The 14,992-nt window shown below is 52.4% G+C and carries 12 protein-coding genes; all 12 read left to right on the top strand.

Annotated elements, in window-relative coordinates; translation table 11 throughout:
• The first annotated feature begins 49 nt into the window (after window positions 1-49).
• The 12 genes from KXU80_RS13070 to KXU80_RS13015 all read left to right on the top strand — a co-directional run bounded on the left by KXU80_RS13070 (window position 50) and on the right by KXU80_RS13015 (window position 14,719).
• Window positions 50-1,408 (top strand): sensor histidine kinase, encoded by a 1,359-nt coding sequence (locus KXU80_RS13070; protein WP_219838639.1) that lies wholly within the window; start codon window positions 50-52, stop codon window positions 1,406-1,408.
• Window positions 1,405-2,064, top strand: coding sequence for a response regulator (locus KXU80_RS13065; protein WP_219838638.1), 660 nt, complete (start codon window positions 1,405-1,407; stop codon window positions 2,062-2,064). The genes KXU80_RS13070 and KXU80_RS13065 overlap by 4 nt, the downstream gene beginning before the upstream one ends.
• A 305-nt stretch (window positions 2,065-2,369) precedes the next feature.
• Window positions 2,370-3,449: a 3-isopropylmalate dehydrogenase gene (leuB, locus tag KXU80_RS13060; protein ID WP_219838637.1), complete on the top strand. Its 1,080-nt coding sequence runs from the start codon at window positions 2,370-2,372 to the stop codon at window positions 3,447-3,449.
• Between the two features lie 183 nt (window positions 3,450-3,632).
• On the top strand, window positions 3,633-4,181 hold the full coding sequence (locus KXU80_RS13055) for a peroxiredoxin (protein WP_219838636.1): 549 nt from the start codon (window positions 3,633-3,635) through the stop codon (window positions 4,179-4,181).
• A 163-nt stretch (window positions 4,182-4,344) separates the two neighbouring features.
• Complete coding sequence (locus KXU80_RS13050; protein WP_219838634.1) at window positions 4,345-4,770, top strand: hypothetical protein; 426 nt, start codon at window positions 4,345-4,347, stop codon at window positions 4,768-4,770.
• Window positions 4,771-4,878: 108 nt separating this feature from the next.
• On the top strand, window positions 4,879-5,700 hold the full coding sequence (sigI, locus tag KXU80_RS13045) for an RNA polymerase sigma factor SigI (RefSeq protein ID WP_219838632.1): 822 nt from the start codon (window positions 4,879-4,881) through the stop codon (window positions 5,698-5,700).
• Window positions 5,697-7,124: an anti-sigma factor domain-containing protein gene (locus KXU80_RS13040; RefSeq protein ID WP_219838630.1), complete on the top strand. Its 1,428-nt coding sequence runs from the start codon at window positions 5,697-5,699 to the stop codon at window positions 7,122-7,124. The genes sigI and KXU80_RS13040 overlap by 4 nt, the downstream gene beginning before the upstream one ends.
• Before the next feature lie 141 nt (window positions 7,125-7,265).
• Entirely contained in the window at window positions 7,266-7,739 is a 474-nt protein-coding gene (locus KXU80_RS13035) for an ATP-binding protein (protein ID WP_219838628.1), read from the top strand.
• A gap of 3 nt (window positions 7,740-7,742) precedes the next feature.
• A complete protein-coding gene (locus KXU80_RS13030; RefSeq protein WP_219838627.1) occupies window positions 7,743-9,116 on the top strand; it encodes an ATP-binding protein in 1,374 nt (457 codons plus the stop codon).
• Between the two features lie 129 nt (window positions 9,117-9,245).
• Window positions 9,246-10,814: a leucyl aminopeptidase gene (locus KXU80_RS13025; protein WP_219838626.1), complete on the top strand. Its 1,569-nt coding sequence runs from the start codon at window positions 9,246-9,248 to the stop codon at window positions 10,812-10,814.
• A gap of 44 nt (window positions 10,815-10,858) precedes the next feature.
• Window positions 10,859-12,139: an MFS transporter gene (locus KXU80_RS13020; RefSeq protein ID WP_219838625.1), complete on the top strand. Its 1,281-nt coding sequence runs from the start codon at window positions 10,859-10,861 to the stop codon at window positions 12,137-12,139.
• 285 nt (window positions 12,140-12,424) lie between these two features.
• Window positions 12,425-14,719 carry a helix-turn-helix domain-containing protein gene (locus KXU80_RS13015; RefSeq protein ID WP_219838624.1) on the top strand — a complete coding sequence of 765 codons (2,295 nt, stop codon included), beginning with the start codon at window positions 12,425-12,427 and terminating at the stop codon, window positions 14,717-14,719.
• Window positions 14,720-14,992 lie beyond the last annotated feature (273 nt).

The raw sequence follows: 14,992 nt of genomic DNA, 5'->3' as shown, positions 1-14,992 counted from the left end.
AAGAAAAAATAACAATATCGGGACCTGTGGAACGGGGGAACAGCAGGGGATGTTTTTTGTATGGATTGTGCTTTGGATCGCTGCCGCGCTGCTGATTATCGCGAACCGCCGAAATCCGGCAGGACGCTGGCTCAGCTTCGTCGCTTTTTGCGGCGGTATGGGGGCGCTTGCATCGGTGCTTGAAGGCTGGATTACGACAATGCAGCAGAACGGCGATATCGATGCATCCGGCGAGCATGTGCTGCGGGTCATTCAGCGCTGCTGCTCATGGACGAGCTACTATGGACTGCCTTACGGCTTTCTATGCTTCGGTGCGGCCTATAACCGAGAATCGATTCCCTCGCGATTGGCTGAGTGGCTGCCGCTATTAGCTGCCTTGCTGCCGCTCGGCATGCTGAGTTTGCCGCTGGCCGAAGATTATCCTGTTCATTACTCGATTCTTGCTGGATGGGCAATCCCTTATTTTCTAGCCGGAGCCGCGCTGCTGCTAACCAAACGCCATGTTCATCCGGCAGAACGCCGCGCGCATGCCGTACTCCTGCTTGCTGTTCTGCCTGCCGTATTGATCGCGCTGATGATGAACTTTGTGCTTCCGTTGTTCGGTCTATACCGGCTCTGGGTGTATAACGTTTGGCCGATCGGATTCGCCTTCGTCGTCTTTATCGCGTCGCTGTTCAGCTACGGGTTTCTGGGCGTGCAGCTGCTGATTGAGCGGCGACAGCTCAATTATTCCCTGCGGGCAATCACGAGCGGGACGGCGATGCTGAATCATGCCATCAAGAACGACATCGGGAAGATCAAGCTGTTCACGGATAAGATGACCCGTGAAGCGCAAGGCAATGAAGAGCTAACCGCGGATATACGCGTTGTCGGCACGGCTGCGGCGCACATCGAGGCCATGATTAGAAGCGTGCACGAACGGACGCAGGAGCTGCGCCTGCAGCTTAAGCTCGTCTCGCTCGCAGAGCTGGTCCGCAGCGAGCTGGCCGCCGTCGAAGAGCAGTGCGAGACGAAAGGAATTATTCTTCATATAAAGCTGGATGAAGCGGCTGTCGCCACAGCGGATTTCGAACAAACGAAAGAAGCGATTCATAACGTGCTGCAAAATGCGATAGACGCCATGCCAAGCGGAGGCGAGCTGACGGCTTCCGTCATTAATAGCAGAAGGGGCGGAACGATCGAAATCCGAGATTCGGGAACGGGGATCGACAAAGCCAGCCTCCGCAAAGTGGTGGAGCCTTTCTTTACGACCAAGAGCGGTAAAGCGATGAATTTCGGCCTGGGGCTGGCCTACTGTGCCCAGCTGATGAGCCGCCAAGGCGGGGAGCTGCGCATTAGCAGCGAGCTCGGGGCGGGTACGGTCGTGCGTTTTCATTTTCGAGCAATAAAAAAGGAGCGTAAACGATGAACGGCACACCAATACGCGTCATGCTGGTCGAAGACGATCCGGACTGGCGAAGAGGGTTGATCGCCTTCCTGAACGGCGAACCCGATATGACGGTCGTTGGCGAGACGGACGATCCCGGCGCAGCGCTGCAGCTGGCAGCCGAAACAGAGCCGGATGTCATCCTGCTTGATATTATGATGGCGGACAACCCCGAGGGTCTCCGTCTTGCAGGAGAGCTGTCGGGGTCGACGACCGCTCGCATTATGATGCTGACCTCGATGGAAGATAGAGCTTTCGTCGCCGAAGCGTTTCGTGCAGGTGCGGTCAATTATTTGGTCAAATCCGAATTCGCCTCGATTCCGGCGTCCATCCGGCAGGCTGCGGCGAATCAATCCGACATTGACGCCTCCGCGGCGAGGCAGATGCTGGAGGAATTCCGCAGGCTGAAGAAGCTGGAGCGCGACTATGAGACGGATAAGTTCAAACGGATGCTGACGCCGTCCGAAGTGCAGCTGCTTGCCATGATTCACGAAGGGTACAGCCAGACGCAGATTGCGGAGAAGTCGTTCTTGTCGCTCCGTACGGTGAAGAATCACGTGAACAACATTCTACGCAAAATTGGCGGTAAAAGCAGTAAGGAAGCTGCGCAGAAGGCGAAGGACCATGAGCTTTTCTGACAATCTACAAGATCATTGCTTTCGCCGTTTTGGGCTTCATCTGTTTCGGCATTACTTGGGTGAATCAACGATGGCGGAATCGTTTTGTCGATAATGATGGTCCGGAACGGGAATTCGATGCGCTGAGCGCGGACAATCAGGTGTAACACCTGGGTGTCTTTTTCCTCCTCTTATATCCTCAGCCTATAAAAGTCATAGCTTTCATATCTTTGTCTTTATTGCGTTCTTATGGTACAACTAAGGTTAGACTGAGAATCATAATCAAAGGGCGTACATGAAGCCCTTCATACAAAGGAGATATTACTATGGCAGACGTGAAGAAAATTGCTGTTATTCCCGGCGACGGCATCGGACCCGAGGTGGTCGGCGAAGCGCTGAAAGTACTTAAGAAAACGGAGGAATTGTTCGGCTATCAATTCGAAACCGAGCACGGCTTGTTCGGCGGAATTGCCATCGATGAGAAAGGCACGCCGCTTCCGCAAGAAACGCTCGATATTTGCAAAAGCGCCGATGCCGTTCTGCTCGGCGCGGTAGGCGGTCCGAAGTGGGACAACAACTCGAAAGAGCTTCGTCCTGAAACAGGCTTGCTCGGCATCCGCAAAGCGCTTGGCTTGTTCTCGAACATCCGCCCGGCGAACGTATTCGATTGCTTGAAAGAAGCTTCCACGCTGAAGCCTGAAGTGCTGGACGGCACGGACCTGATCGTCGTGCGCGAATTGACGGGGGGCATTTACTTCGGCGAGAAGTTCCGCCGCGAAGGAGAGTTCGGTGAAGAAGCGGTCGATACCTGCGTATATAACGTAACGGAAATCGAGCGTATCGCGCGCCAAGGCTTCGAAATCGCCCGCACTCGCCGCAAGAAGCTGGCGTCTGTCGACAAAGCGAACGTACTTGAAACTTCGCGCCTATGGCGTGAAGTCGTGAACCGGATCGCCGTTGAATATCCGGATGTTGAGCTCGAGCACGTATTGGTCGACAACTGTGCGATGCAGCTGCTGCGCCGTCCTTCGAGCTTCGACGTTATCGTAACGGAGAACATGTTCGGCGACATCATCAGCGACGAGGCAGCGATGCTGACAGGCTCCATCGGCATGCTTTCCTCCGCTTCGCTTGGAGAAGGCAGCTTCGGTTTGTATGAGCCGGTACACGGCTCGGCGCCTGACATCGCCGGCCAAGGCATTTCCAACCCAATCGCTACAATCCTGTCCGTTGCGCTGATGTTCCGTTTGACATTCGGTTATGCGGAAGCGGCACAATGCATCGAGGATGCGGTTAAATCTGTGCTGGATGCGGGACATCGCACGGGAGACATTGCCGTAGATAAGAGCAAAGCGATCGGAACGACGGCAATGGGCGATTTGATCGTTGCTGCGATGGTGAAGTAATTTAGAATAGTTATAAATAACTAATTGTTTTAATATTGACTTCGTTCCAAACTATTGGTATCATTTGAGGCATAGATTCTAATTGAATTTCATTCTCAATCGATATGCTGCGCATGCTTGACGGATAGATTTTAGAAAGGTCTATTTGATGGAGCGCGCAAAAACATTTAGGAGGTTTCACAAATGGCAGAACGTTTGGTAGGTCGTCCGGCTCCTGATTTCTCGCTGGAAACGGCAACAGGAAATGGTCAAGATTTTAGCACGGCAGCACTTTCCGATTACAAAGGTAAATGGCTGGTCCTTTTCTTCTATCCGCTTGACTTCACATTCATTTGCCCGACTGAAATTACGGCGCTCAGCTTGGCAGCCGAAGAATTCAGCAAGCTGAACACGGAAATCCTCGGCGTCAGCGTAGACAGCAAGCACAGCCACCGTGCATGGATCAACACGCCTGTTAACGACAACGGTCTTGGCAAGCTGAACTTCCCGCTTGCTGCCGACATCACGAAATCCGCAGCACGCGACTACGGTGTATTGATCGAAGAAGAAGGCGTTGCGCTCCGCGGCCTGTTCATCATCGATCCGGAAGGCGAACTTAAATACCAAGTCGTTAACCACAACGACGTTGGCCGTTCCGTTGAAGAAACACTCCGCGTATTGCAAGCTCTGCAATCCGGCGGTCTGTGCGCAATGAACTGGAAACCAGGCGACAAAAACCTGGTTGCGAAATAAGAATAGCAAGATTAGGCAAACCCGGGGTCTTCACAGATCCCGGGTTTTTCTATACACTTTAGGGAAGAGGCAGCAGGAATTTTGCCTTCAAAAGGCGAATAAGTTAAACCATGTTTCAAGTTGGATTGGATTGAGGTAATGGAGGTTAAGGAGGGAGTCTGGCATGAGCTTCTGCTGTGGAGCCAGTATGATCGGCACGAATGGTACGTTAAAGCATTTTCGTACGCATATTCACAATGTCCCTATTCTGTTCTGTCCAGTATGTCACCGCGTCGAAATCCATTACTTGATCGAGAATGAATATGAGATATTAGCGGAGTATGCGCATGGAGACGGCGCTTCCGAGGTCGATTTTATCGAATATGTCGAGCAGAAAGACAAGGAACTGTTTGAGAACTGCGTGAATAATGAGAACGAGGATCCTATGGATGTCGTCAGCAATCAAATCGACATGGCGCTGGATCTGCTCTGCTTTGCCAAGCAAATCGGAGATGAGACCTGGCAGGGTGATTTGAAACGGCGTCTCGGCGTGCTGAACCAGCGGCGCAATAAGCTTAGGCAGCGCAGAACCTCTGAAGGATATTGTTGAGAAACGAACGCCTCCTGAAGAAGGAGGCTTTTTTTGTTGATCGTGTGAAGATCTACCCCCTCAAGCAAGATGGACAGCACGAAAAATGTAAATGTGAGGTGGAGCGGTTTGTTACTTGTTCTGTTCAAACGAATTTTCGGCGGCAAGCATGATTCGACCTCAGTCCCTCCGGATCACCCGACAGCACCAGAGGAAATTGTGGAGCTGATTCGCCGCGGCGAAGCTTCGCGCGATGATTTTATCGCCGCGTATAAGCCGTATATCGCGAAGGTGACGAGTCGATTCTGCAAACGGTACATCGATCCCGCCCGTTCAGACGAATTCAGCATTGCTATGGCAGCATTTGACGAAGCGATCGAGCAGTTCTCAAGTCAGGCAGGAAAATCGTTTCTCGGCTTTGCCGAAACGGTCATTCGGCGCAGGCTTATTGACTATGTCCGAAAAGAAAGCCGTCATCAAGGGACCGTCCCTTACAGCGCGTTCGACCAGGATGACGAGGATGAATTGACGATCAACCCGATTGAAACGAACGAGGCGATGCACCGCTACTCGCTATCTCAGGAAGCGGATGCAAGGCGCCTAGAGATCATCGAATACGACGGCAGATTGCGGACCTTCGGCATTACCTTCGCCGAAATGCCAGAGCTGTCTCCTAAACATAGCGATTCAAGAGAGCTGCTTATTTCCATCAGCCGGCTGCTGGCGGGCGACCCCGCGCTGTATGACAACATGGAAACGAAGCAGAAACTGCCCATCAAGGAGCTGTGCGAGATGGCCGGCGTTTCCCGTAAGACGATCGAGCGAAACCGTAAATACATTATTGCGCTCGCGATTTTACATAATGGTGATTTCCCGTATTTACAGCAGTACATTAAGCCTGTGAACGACGTTCGAGAAGCCATAACCGAAACGAAAGGAGTGAGAGCATGAGTCGAGGAATTGTAATGGAATCGTCGGGCAAGCATGTCATCGTATTAATGTCGGATGGTCAATTCCGTAAAGTTCGTGCTTCCCGCAAGCTTCAGATCGGTGAAGAGTATACGTTCTCGGAGCAAAGGCGCATGCAGCGTCCCCGCAGATTATACAGCTTCAGCGCAGGGGCTGCGGCGCTCGTGCTGATGCTCTTCGTGCCGTTCTTCGTGAATCATTTCTCGAAGCAGTCTTCTGTAGTTGCGTATTTGACGATGGATGTCAATCCAAGCATCGAGCTTGGCATCAACAAGGATGAGCAGGTTGAAGAGCTGCGGCCGATCAATGACGATGGAGCGGACGTGACGGCAGGCTTGTCGTACAAAGGATTGCCGCTTCAGCAGGTGACTGAAGCGATTATGGACCGCATCAGCGCAGGTCCTTACTTAAACAGCGGCGAAGGCGACGTTGTCATTACTAGCGTCGTTGTCGGCAAAACCGAAATTCCGGCATACGAGAGCGATGTAACCTCGCATATGGATGCCGCGGTTCGCAAATCTCTGGCCAAGACGGACAAGGGACGCAAGCTTCAAGTCGAGGTAACGACGCTGTCGGCTCCGAAGGAAGTTAGGGACGAGGCGAAGCAGGAAGGTCTCTCGGCGGGGAAATTAGCCTTCTATTTGATGGCTAAGAAGCATGGATATAAAGTGACGATTCAGGAGTTGAAGAAGGAGTCCATTCATCAGGCTGCCAAATCAATGGGCGGGGTTGCTGCCGTCATGGACGACGATAAGCCGCACAGCTCTGACGATAAGCCGAGTAAAGGCGATGATAAGAGCCTGGGATCGAAACCGCAAACGTCTCTTCAGGCTCAGGCTGAAGAGACCCATAAAACGGATGAGCAAGAAAAGGCGAAGGAAGCGCAGCGGGAGAAGCAGAAATTGCAGCTGAGAGAGCTGCTGAAGAAAGAGCAGGAGAAGCGCGACAAGCATAAGGGCGGAAGGCGGCATAGCGATCTCACGAACATCAGCACCAAGCATGATTCCCCGGGCAATAATTATGATAAAGGGCACGGAGGTAAACGGAACGATGACGGTGTGAAAGAAGTCAATCATTCGCAGCAGCATGCCGGGAATGAAGACAATGGCGGCAAGCATAGCAGCAGCGGCGGTAAACATTATAACCAAGACAGCCCGAACAGCGGCGGCCAGGAAGACGGGGAAAACTCTTCCAACGGCCGCCATAACGGCGTTAACCAGGGGAATCAAGGGAAAGCCCCCTCGGCTGCGAATGCGGGGAAGAATGGGAATGGCCAAGTAAAGCAGGGCGTCAATAAGAACGGCACAGGCAAGCAGCAGGACAAAGAGAAAGACAAAGACAAAAATGACAACAACGACAACAACGATAATAATAAGGATAAAGACAAAAGCAACAACGATGGATAGCCGCTCGGATGATGACGAGAAGCAGAAGCACGGCTAATAATGAAGAGAAAGGCGTCAGCATTCGCTGCGCCTTTTTTTCTGTGACTTCAATCGAGCGGATTCGACAGGATCTCCTGTTGACAGAAATTAGGAGTTCTATCTATGATTAATGTAAGCGATCTCACCTCGGAATCTGCACGAAACAAGGCTATTTTTAGGGTGGAGGCGAGCGAAAAAGTGGAAATGCTTCATATTCGGGATAAAGCCGATGTCATTCTAGCACGACAAAGAGGAAGAGACATCGCCCAGACGATCGGCTTTAGCCTTGTCGATCAAACCGTCATTGCTTACACGATATCGGAATTAGCCCTCAAACTAATCTCCTCTCCAGAGAAGGGACATATGATCATCCGTCCAATCAGTTTATTAAAAGGCGATCCTGCTAACGGCATAGAAGTCAGACTATTCGATCATTTTCGTGGGCCAAGCCGTGTTCACCTGCAGTGGATGGAGAATTTAACTAACGACATGGAAATCACCCACGATCAGCTGCGTGGAACCATGGTTACGTTTCGTAAATGGATTCTCGCTCCACTGCACATCAAATCACCGGTTTGTGCGGCAGGAGAGGAGTAAACCATGCAAGCCATTCGTAAGCGCTACTTTCCTGCCCTGGCTGAGTATATTCGAAGCGGCAGCGAAGCCTCCCTGTATGAAGCGACGGAGATCGGCAAGCTGCTGCACGGTATTCATCCGGAAGACATAATCGCCATACACGAAGAGTCCATGCAAATGCTCGTGGCTAACGTGGATTCGGACGAGGCGCTGCGGCTGTACAGCCGCTCGTTTATTTTTCTTATTGAATTAATGGTAGCTTTTCGGTTTCGGGTTCAGCCGGAGCAGACATCGGAGCAGCGATTCAGCGAAATGAGGGACATGCTGCTCAGTTCGCACCGTTCGTTCCGCATGGTGAAGAATAAGTACGAGAACGTACTGCAGCATATGGACAGCGGCATCGCCATCTTCGATGGGGATGGCATGCTCTCCTTCATTAACGTGCAAATGGCCAAGTTGCTCGATATTCCTCGTAAAACGCTCATCGGCTGCAATCTTATCGATATTTTATCGCATAGCAGGCTGAGCAGAAGCACCAAACGAATCATTCTTCGCTTGTATAAGGAAGTGTTTCTGAGAAGAAGCCGGTATTTGGAATTCTTAGACGCGAACGGGCGCTATCTGCTGGTTACCGTGACCTATGGGGATCAATTGGACGGCGACTATTTATTTAGCGTAAAGGACGTTACCGAGTACAAGCAGATCGAACAATCTGCGTACCAGAACGACAAGCTGGCAATGCTGGGTAAAATCGCAGCCGCGATCGCGCATGAAATCCGCAATCCGCTCACGTCCATCCGCGGCTTTATTCAGCTGCTGAAGCCGCATCTTACGCAGCTGGGTAAAGAAGAATATTCCAGAATCATTTTGACCGAAATCGACCGCGCTAACGATATTATCTATGAGTTCTTGAATTCATCGAAGCCCTCTGCGCCTATGAAGGAGCAGGTGCCGATTAACTCGCTGCTCAAGGAAGTCATTCTCTTGTCGGAAAGCGAAGCCTTGATGAAGGGCTATCAGATCCAATTCGAGACCTATGACGAGGAAATGGCGGTTTCCATTGACGTGAAGCAGGTGAAGCAGGTGATTTTGAACATTCTCCGCAACGCGATGGAGGCGATCGGCGAGCTGGAAGGCGAACGTAGCGGACGAATTGATATCATTACGAGGCGCGATGGCAAGGAAGCCGAAATCACGATTCGGGATAATGGCAAAGGGATGGATCAATTGACGAAGTCGAAGCTGTTCGATCCTTTTTTTACAACGAAGGCATCGGGCACGGGATTGGGCTTGTCCGTCAGCTATCGGATCGTTCGAAATCATGGCGGAAAAATCCGCGTGTCCAGTAATACCGGCGAAGGAACGGAGTTTAATATCTATTTGCCATTGGCGGAATAAACGATTAGAATCGGGGTATAACCCGAGCGGAGCAGATCAAATCGGGGAAACCCGGTTTTTTTTGTGTTGTACGAACAACTGCGGTGAATAGAATAAGAACGTTACATGAATGGGAGATGTTCAGTTCAAATGAGCATTCAATTTACATATAGCAAACATAACGAGGCGAGTGTTGAGGCGGATTTTGACGTCGTGATCGCATTCGTGAACAAGGACGAACTGAAGCAAGCAGCGGCAGGAGCCGGCCAAGGGTATCCGGCGGCTTGGATTCATCCCCAGCTGGATGATTCCATGCGTCAGCATGCGGCGAAGGAGCTGTTCAGGGCCGATGCCAAGGAAACGCTTGTGCTGCCGACGCTCGGTTTATATGGATCGGCGCATGTTATTTATGTCGGCATCGCTTCGCAGGAGAGCTTGACGACTGACGGACTGCGGGACGCTGCCGCAGCGGCGGCGAAGGCGTCCAAGCGGCTAAAAGCAGTAGCAGTGAAGCAGCTGCTTCCGGCCTTTCTATCCCATGGCACGTCAACAATCACGGCTGCACAAGCCGCACAGGCGCTGACGGAAGGCTACGCGTTGGGATTGTTTACGCGCAAGACGGCGAAGAAGATCAATACGCGCAGGCAGTCTCATGTTCAGACCGTTGCCTTTGCTCCGACGGATACGCTGGCAGAGCCGGACAAAGCAGCAGCTGCCGCGCACTGGGAAAGAGGTATTCGCCGCGGCGTGATCTTCGCGGAGGGCGTAATCTATGCACGAAATTTAACCAACCTGCCAGGCGATGTGCTTATTCCTATCAAGCTTGCGGAAGAAGCGGAGCAGCTGGCACAGTCCTTCGGTATGGCATGCGACATTATCGACGAGCAGCAGGCGTCGGCGCAAGGCATGGGCGGTCTCATCGGCGTCGGCAAGGGCAGCATCAACCCGCCGCGGATGATCGTCATTCATTATGAAGGCGACCCCGGTAATGAGGAGAAATGGGGCATCATCGGCAAAGGCATTACCTTCGATACGGGCGGCATTTCGCTCAAGAAGGGTCTTGGCATGGAAGAAATGATCTCGGATATGGGCGGCGCGGCTGCGGTACTGGGCTTGGTCCGCATTCTTGGCGAGCTGAAGCCGAAGCTGAACGCGGTAATTGTCGTGCCGTCCGCGGAGAATATGCCTTCTGACCGGGCCGTGAAGCCTGGCGACGTACTCACGATGATGAACGGTACGACGGTGGAGGTCGTGAATACGGATGCGGAAGGCCGGCTGGTGTTAGCCGACGGCTTGACGACGGCCATTCGCAGCGGCTCGACGAAGCTTATCGATGTGGCAACGCTGACTGGCGCTGTCATGGTATCGCTCGGCGACGTGGCCACAGGTGCCGTAACGAATGATGAAACGCTGCAGCAGCAGGTCATACTCGCATCGAAGCGAGCGGGAGAGCGGATATGGCCGCTCCCTGTCTTCCCCGAATTCCGCCGGCAGCTCGACAGCGAAGCGGCGGATATGAAGAACAGCGGCAGCCGGTTTGGCGGTGCCAGCATCGGCGGTCTGTTCATCGGCGCGTTCGCGGAAGAACGGCCTTGGGTGCATTTGGACATCGGCGGCACGGCGTGGCTTGAACGGGATCGTTCATGGGAAGTGAAGGGCGGCACGGGCGTCATGGTAAGGACGCTCGCCGAGCTGCTTACCGGCGAGCACATGCAATAGATAGAAGGACAACTGGGGAATCATAGCGGAGGAGCTAGGAGCACATGTCATTTTGGAGCCACATCATTTCGGTATTCCGCCGAAAGAAGCTGTCCGATCAGCGAAGAGGTCTGCTTACTTCCATCATGGAAGGCATTCCAGCCAATATTATCGGAAATTTATTGGGTGGACCGATTCTAACGATTTATATCGTTTATCTAGGAGGTACAGCTTCGGATGTAGGGCTCGTCGTAGCGATTCCGGCTCTGGCTAATCTCGTGCAGCTGGTTGCCGCGTTCTACATGCAGCGATTTAACAACAGGCGGCTGCTGCTTACGTTATTTAGCGTCTTGCACCGCGCGCTTTGGGTGGCGACCGGACTCATACCGTTCCTCGTCACGGAATCGCTCCGCGTGGAAGTGTTTATTGGCATGTTTCTGATTTCCTTTGTTTGCGCCTCGACCGGCGGCGTGTTCTGGACCTCTATTATCGCGGATATGGTGCCTCCACAGGTACGTGGGCGATATTTCGGCATCCGGAATACGATCCATTGGGCGGTGGCCAGCATTTCGCTGCTAATCGGCGGACAAATATTAGAGCAGATGAATGAACAATCCGGTTTCATCGTATTGTACGCCATCAGCGCCGTCTGCACGGTTTGGAATGCCGTGGAACTCTGGCGGTATCCCAACCCGCCGTTCGAACGATCGGAAGCATCGAGCTTGGCTGCTTTGTTCGGGAAACCGCTGAAAGACAGAAGTTATATGAAAGCTACAATATTCTTGGCGATATTCGTGTTCCTGCAAAATATTGCCGTTCCCTTATTCTCATTCGTCATGCTGGATACGCTGAATTTAAGCAAGTGGTGGATTACGGTCATCACGACGATTCAAATGATCGTCATGATGTTCAGCTATTATTATTGGGGCAATATGAACGCGAAGTATGCGACGCGCACGCTGCTGCTCTGGGCGCTTCCCATTATCGGACTTTCCTGCGTCTTATGGGCAGGCATTGAAATTTTACCTGTTATCCTCGTTCTTATTATCGTGAATGTTTTCCTTGGTATCGGTCTAGGCGGCTATAATTTGCTTATTTTTAATTTTATTATCGGCGATACCCCAAAGTCTGACCGTCCTATGTATGTTGCGGTATTCTCGGCGCTTACCGGCGCTACCGGCTTTATCGGTCCGCTTCTCGGCGGATGGATTTATAAGCAAATCGAAAGCAGCCCCTACTGGCTGCAGAGCTACGGCATTTCGCTCTTTGCCGGGGTTGCCTTGCTGGCGCTTGCGATTGTGGCAGGGCCGCGTGTACTGAAAACGGAGCAGGAGACATTCAACTGATGATTGGACTTGGTCCTACGAGGGCCATGGTAACATTGTTTTCATTGCCGCAACTTCTACCGAAGTCATGCGGCTTTTTATATGCTCCCAAGTTAATCGAGTTGGAAGAGCCAAATATTCTTGTTCCAAAAATAGACAAAAAATACGAGTGTAATGTGTTATTATTTAATCGTTCTTCTATTATAGGGGCCTTCATTCAGTCCATCTATGCGCGTTTAATTGTATGCGGTTACATGCTTTCAGAAAAGAACGATCCTCACACTTTTTCCGAAGGAATGATGGCCCTTGAATCGTATATGGCTGCGAAAAACGATCTGGTCTTACCTGCCGATTTTCTGCATTATCTTCTCCCTCCTCTTCTTTGTCTTCTTTCAGACCCTTGTCGAACAAAATAACCGCAATACGAGAGATTCCAGCAAAGTATTCGTAAACCAGCTGCTTCAGTCCGTGGATGTCAGCCTTCGATCGCTCGATAACATGTTGATTCGGGACATGGTATCCAGCAAGCTGATGAACGATTTCTTCCTCGAGCAAGGGAAGGACAATGTATTCCTGAATTATCAGGTCGTGAACCGGATGATGCAAATGAAGCTGGAGATGCCGATTATCGACTCGTACTACCTGGTCCGTTATAAGGACGGTAACGTCTTCAGCGGCATCATGACGAAATTGGCTGCGTTCCCGGATATCGCTTTCATTGAAAGCCAGCAGAACGACAAGGGATCGTACGCATCTTCATGGAGCTCGTTCCGATCGTTCCGCGAGTTTCCTAACAAACAACCGAAGCAGGTCGTCAGTCTCGTGCATAAGATTTCGATCAGCAGCGGCATGGACGGGATGATCGTGGTGAATATCAGCCTGTCCTCTATTCGGAACATGATGAACGAGATGTACGATCCGGATCGCGCATTCGTCCAACTGTACGATCGTGGCGGACAACCGCTGTTTACGTCCGATAACGACTCCGGCAGCAGGAAGGTGCTGGCCAGTCAGACGTCGGAGTATACCGGATGGACGGCGGACAGCGGCGTGACGAACGGAATGGCGGTTGCCGTGATCTCGAGCTTGTCGAGCATATGGCTGATGCTGGGTCTTCTTGTTTTTCTTGCGGGAGGGGTCTCGATCATTTACATCACCCGCAAAAACTACAAGCCGATCGCGGATCTCGTTTTTCGCATCCAAGATCAGTTCGGGCCAGGCAGGCCGGCACTCGGAAGGCTGGCGGTGGACGAATTTACTTTCATCGAAACAGCTATCGACAATTTCGCGGAGCAGACGAAGCTGTTTCAGAAGAAAGCCCAGGAAACGGCGGCCCGCAGGCAGAAAGCGATGTTCATGGAACTTCTGCTATCAGAGGGCGGGCAAACGGAAGCTGCCGAGACGTCTGCACTGCCGCCTCACGACAGACTACAGGCGTTCGTTATCGAGATCGACAATCCGGAGCAGGTGTTCAGCCAATACAAGAACCGCGACCAGTCGCTGTTCAAATTCGTCATCAGCAGCGCGGCCCATGAAATGTATACGTCGCGGCACCCGATTCACGTATGGCTGGAATGGACGTCGCCGATGCAGTTGACGGGCATCCTCTTCCTAGGAGGCAAGGAGGCAGAAAGCGCCGAAGATAAGGTTGAATACCCGGCTTCATTTGCCAATGGAATTGTCAGTCCGGACGCCCATATGATCGCGGTCGCGACTGATGATGATGCGGTCGAAGAAACGGCGGAGCGCATCACCTCTTGGGTGCGCGAGCACCTGGCTTTCTCTGTGACGATCGGTCTCGGCGAGACGGCCTACGCGGAGTCGGGAGCGCGGAATTCCAATCGACAGGCAATGGAAGCCTTGACGTTCAAAGCAACGCTCGGCCATAACCGCGTTATCCGCTACCGGGAGACGCGGCAGGTGACGGTCAAAGAAACGAATAAGCATTTGCAGGCGATACAGCGGTTGATCGAGCAGCTTAGACTTCGCGAAGCCGACTGGCGGGATCGCTTCGACGATTTCTTCAGCGGCATGCGCAGCTGCGGCCTGCCGAAGGGCGAGATCGTCGGGCTGTGTCGATATTTCGTCGCCCATATGGATATGCAGCTATCGCAAGCATCCAAGGAGTACTATGACGTATGGATGAACGAGGCATCCGCGACCCTGCTTCCGATCATCGAAGAGTTCGACACGCTAGGCGAGCTGCAGCATTTGTTTGCCGTTACGCTGGAGAAGTACGAGCAGCGGATGGAACAGTTGTCCAATACGCGTCAACATCATCAGCTTCTGCAGGCGATTCGGGAATATATTGGGGAGCATTACGCCAATCCGGAGTTGTCGCTCGAGTATCTGGGAGACAGATTCGGAATCAGCGCCAAGTATATCAGCCAGCTGTTCAAGGAGGAATTCGGGGAGAATTTCCTGGATTATCTGTCCCAGCTGCGAATTAAGGAAGCGAAGAAGCGGCTGCTGGAGCAGCCGGACTCCATTCAGGAGGTCGGCGAACGCGTAGGGTACGTCAATGCGGCTACGTTTCGCAGAGTGTTCCGCAAGATGGAGGGCGTCTCGCCTGTCGATTACCGCAAACGAAATGCGATGTGAGACTTCGAGCGGGACATGATCGGCGATATAGGATCGGGGAGCCAAGGGGCTGTTCGCAAGCAGGAAATCTGCATGCGCGCGGCCCTTATTTCGTGTTCGCCGAAGCGGGAGAGGCCCGCCGGAAAGATGAGCGAATTCGGAAAATTGAGCGCAGTGCGCCGGAACGCCAGCAATGGCGCGTATTCGGAAAAATCGTCCACTTGTGGATTACTGGATGTTGCCCGTCCGTCCCCGCTCCTATATCGTTTGAATCAATCAACCAAGCATTCAGGC

This window comes from Paenibacillus sp. R14(2021) (assembly GCF_019431355.1).
Classification (GTDB): domain Bacteria; phylum Bacillota; class Bacilli; order Paenibacillales; family Paenibacillaceae; genus Paenibacillus_Z.
The sequence above is the reverse complement of the archived record's forward strand: the minus strand, read 5'-3'. Positions and strand labels throughout refer to the sequence as shown.

Excerpts from the sequence above, each read along its gene's own strand:
- KXU80_RS13070 (WP_219838639.1), top strand. The coding sequence starts at position 50 with ATGTTTTTTGTATGGATTGTGCTTTGGATCGCTGCCGCGCTGCTGATT.
- KXU80_RS13065 (WP_219838638.1), top strand. The coding sequence starts at position 1,405 with ATGAACGGCACACCAATACGCGTCATGCTGGTCGAAGACGATCCGGAC.
- leuB (WP_219838637.1), top strand. The coding sequence starts at position 2,370 with ATGGCAGACGTGAAGAAAATTGCTGTTATTCCCGGCGACGGCATCGGA.
- KXU80_RS13055 (WP_219838636.1), top strand. The coding sequence starts at position 3,633 with ATGGCAGAACGTTTGGTAGGTCGTCCGGCTCCTGATTTCTCGCTGGAA.
- KXU80_RS13050 (WP_219838634.1), top strand. The coding sequence starts at position 4,345 with ATGAGCTTCTGCTGTGGAGCCAGTATGATCGGCACGAATGGTACGTTA.
- KXU80_RS13040 (WP_219838630.1), top strand. The coding sequence starts at position 5,697 with ATGAGTCGAGGAATTGTAATGGAATCGTCGGGCAAGCATGTCATCGTA.
- KXU80_RS13035 (WP_219838628.1), top strand. The coding sequence starts at position 7,266 with ATGATTAATGTAAGCGATCTCACCTCGGAATCTGCACGAAACAAGGCT.
- KXU80_RS13030 (WP_219838627.1), top strand. The coding sequence starts at position 7,743 with ATGCAAGCCATTCGTAAGCGCTACTTTCCTGCCCTGGCTGAGTATATT.
- KXU80_RS13025 (WP_219838626.1), top strand. The coding sequence starts at position 9,246 with ATGAGCATTCAATTTACATATAGCAAACATAACGAGGCGAGTGTTGAG.
- KXU80_RS13020 (WP_219838625.1), top strand. The coding sequence starts at position 10,859 with ATGTCATTTTGGAGCCACATCATTTCGGTATTCCGCCGAAAGAAGCTG.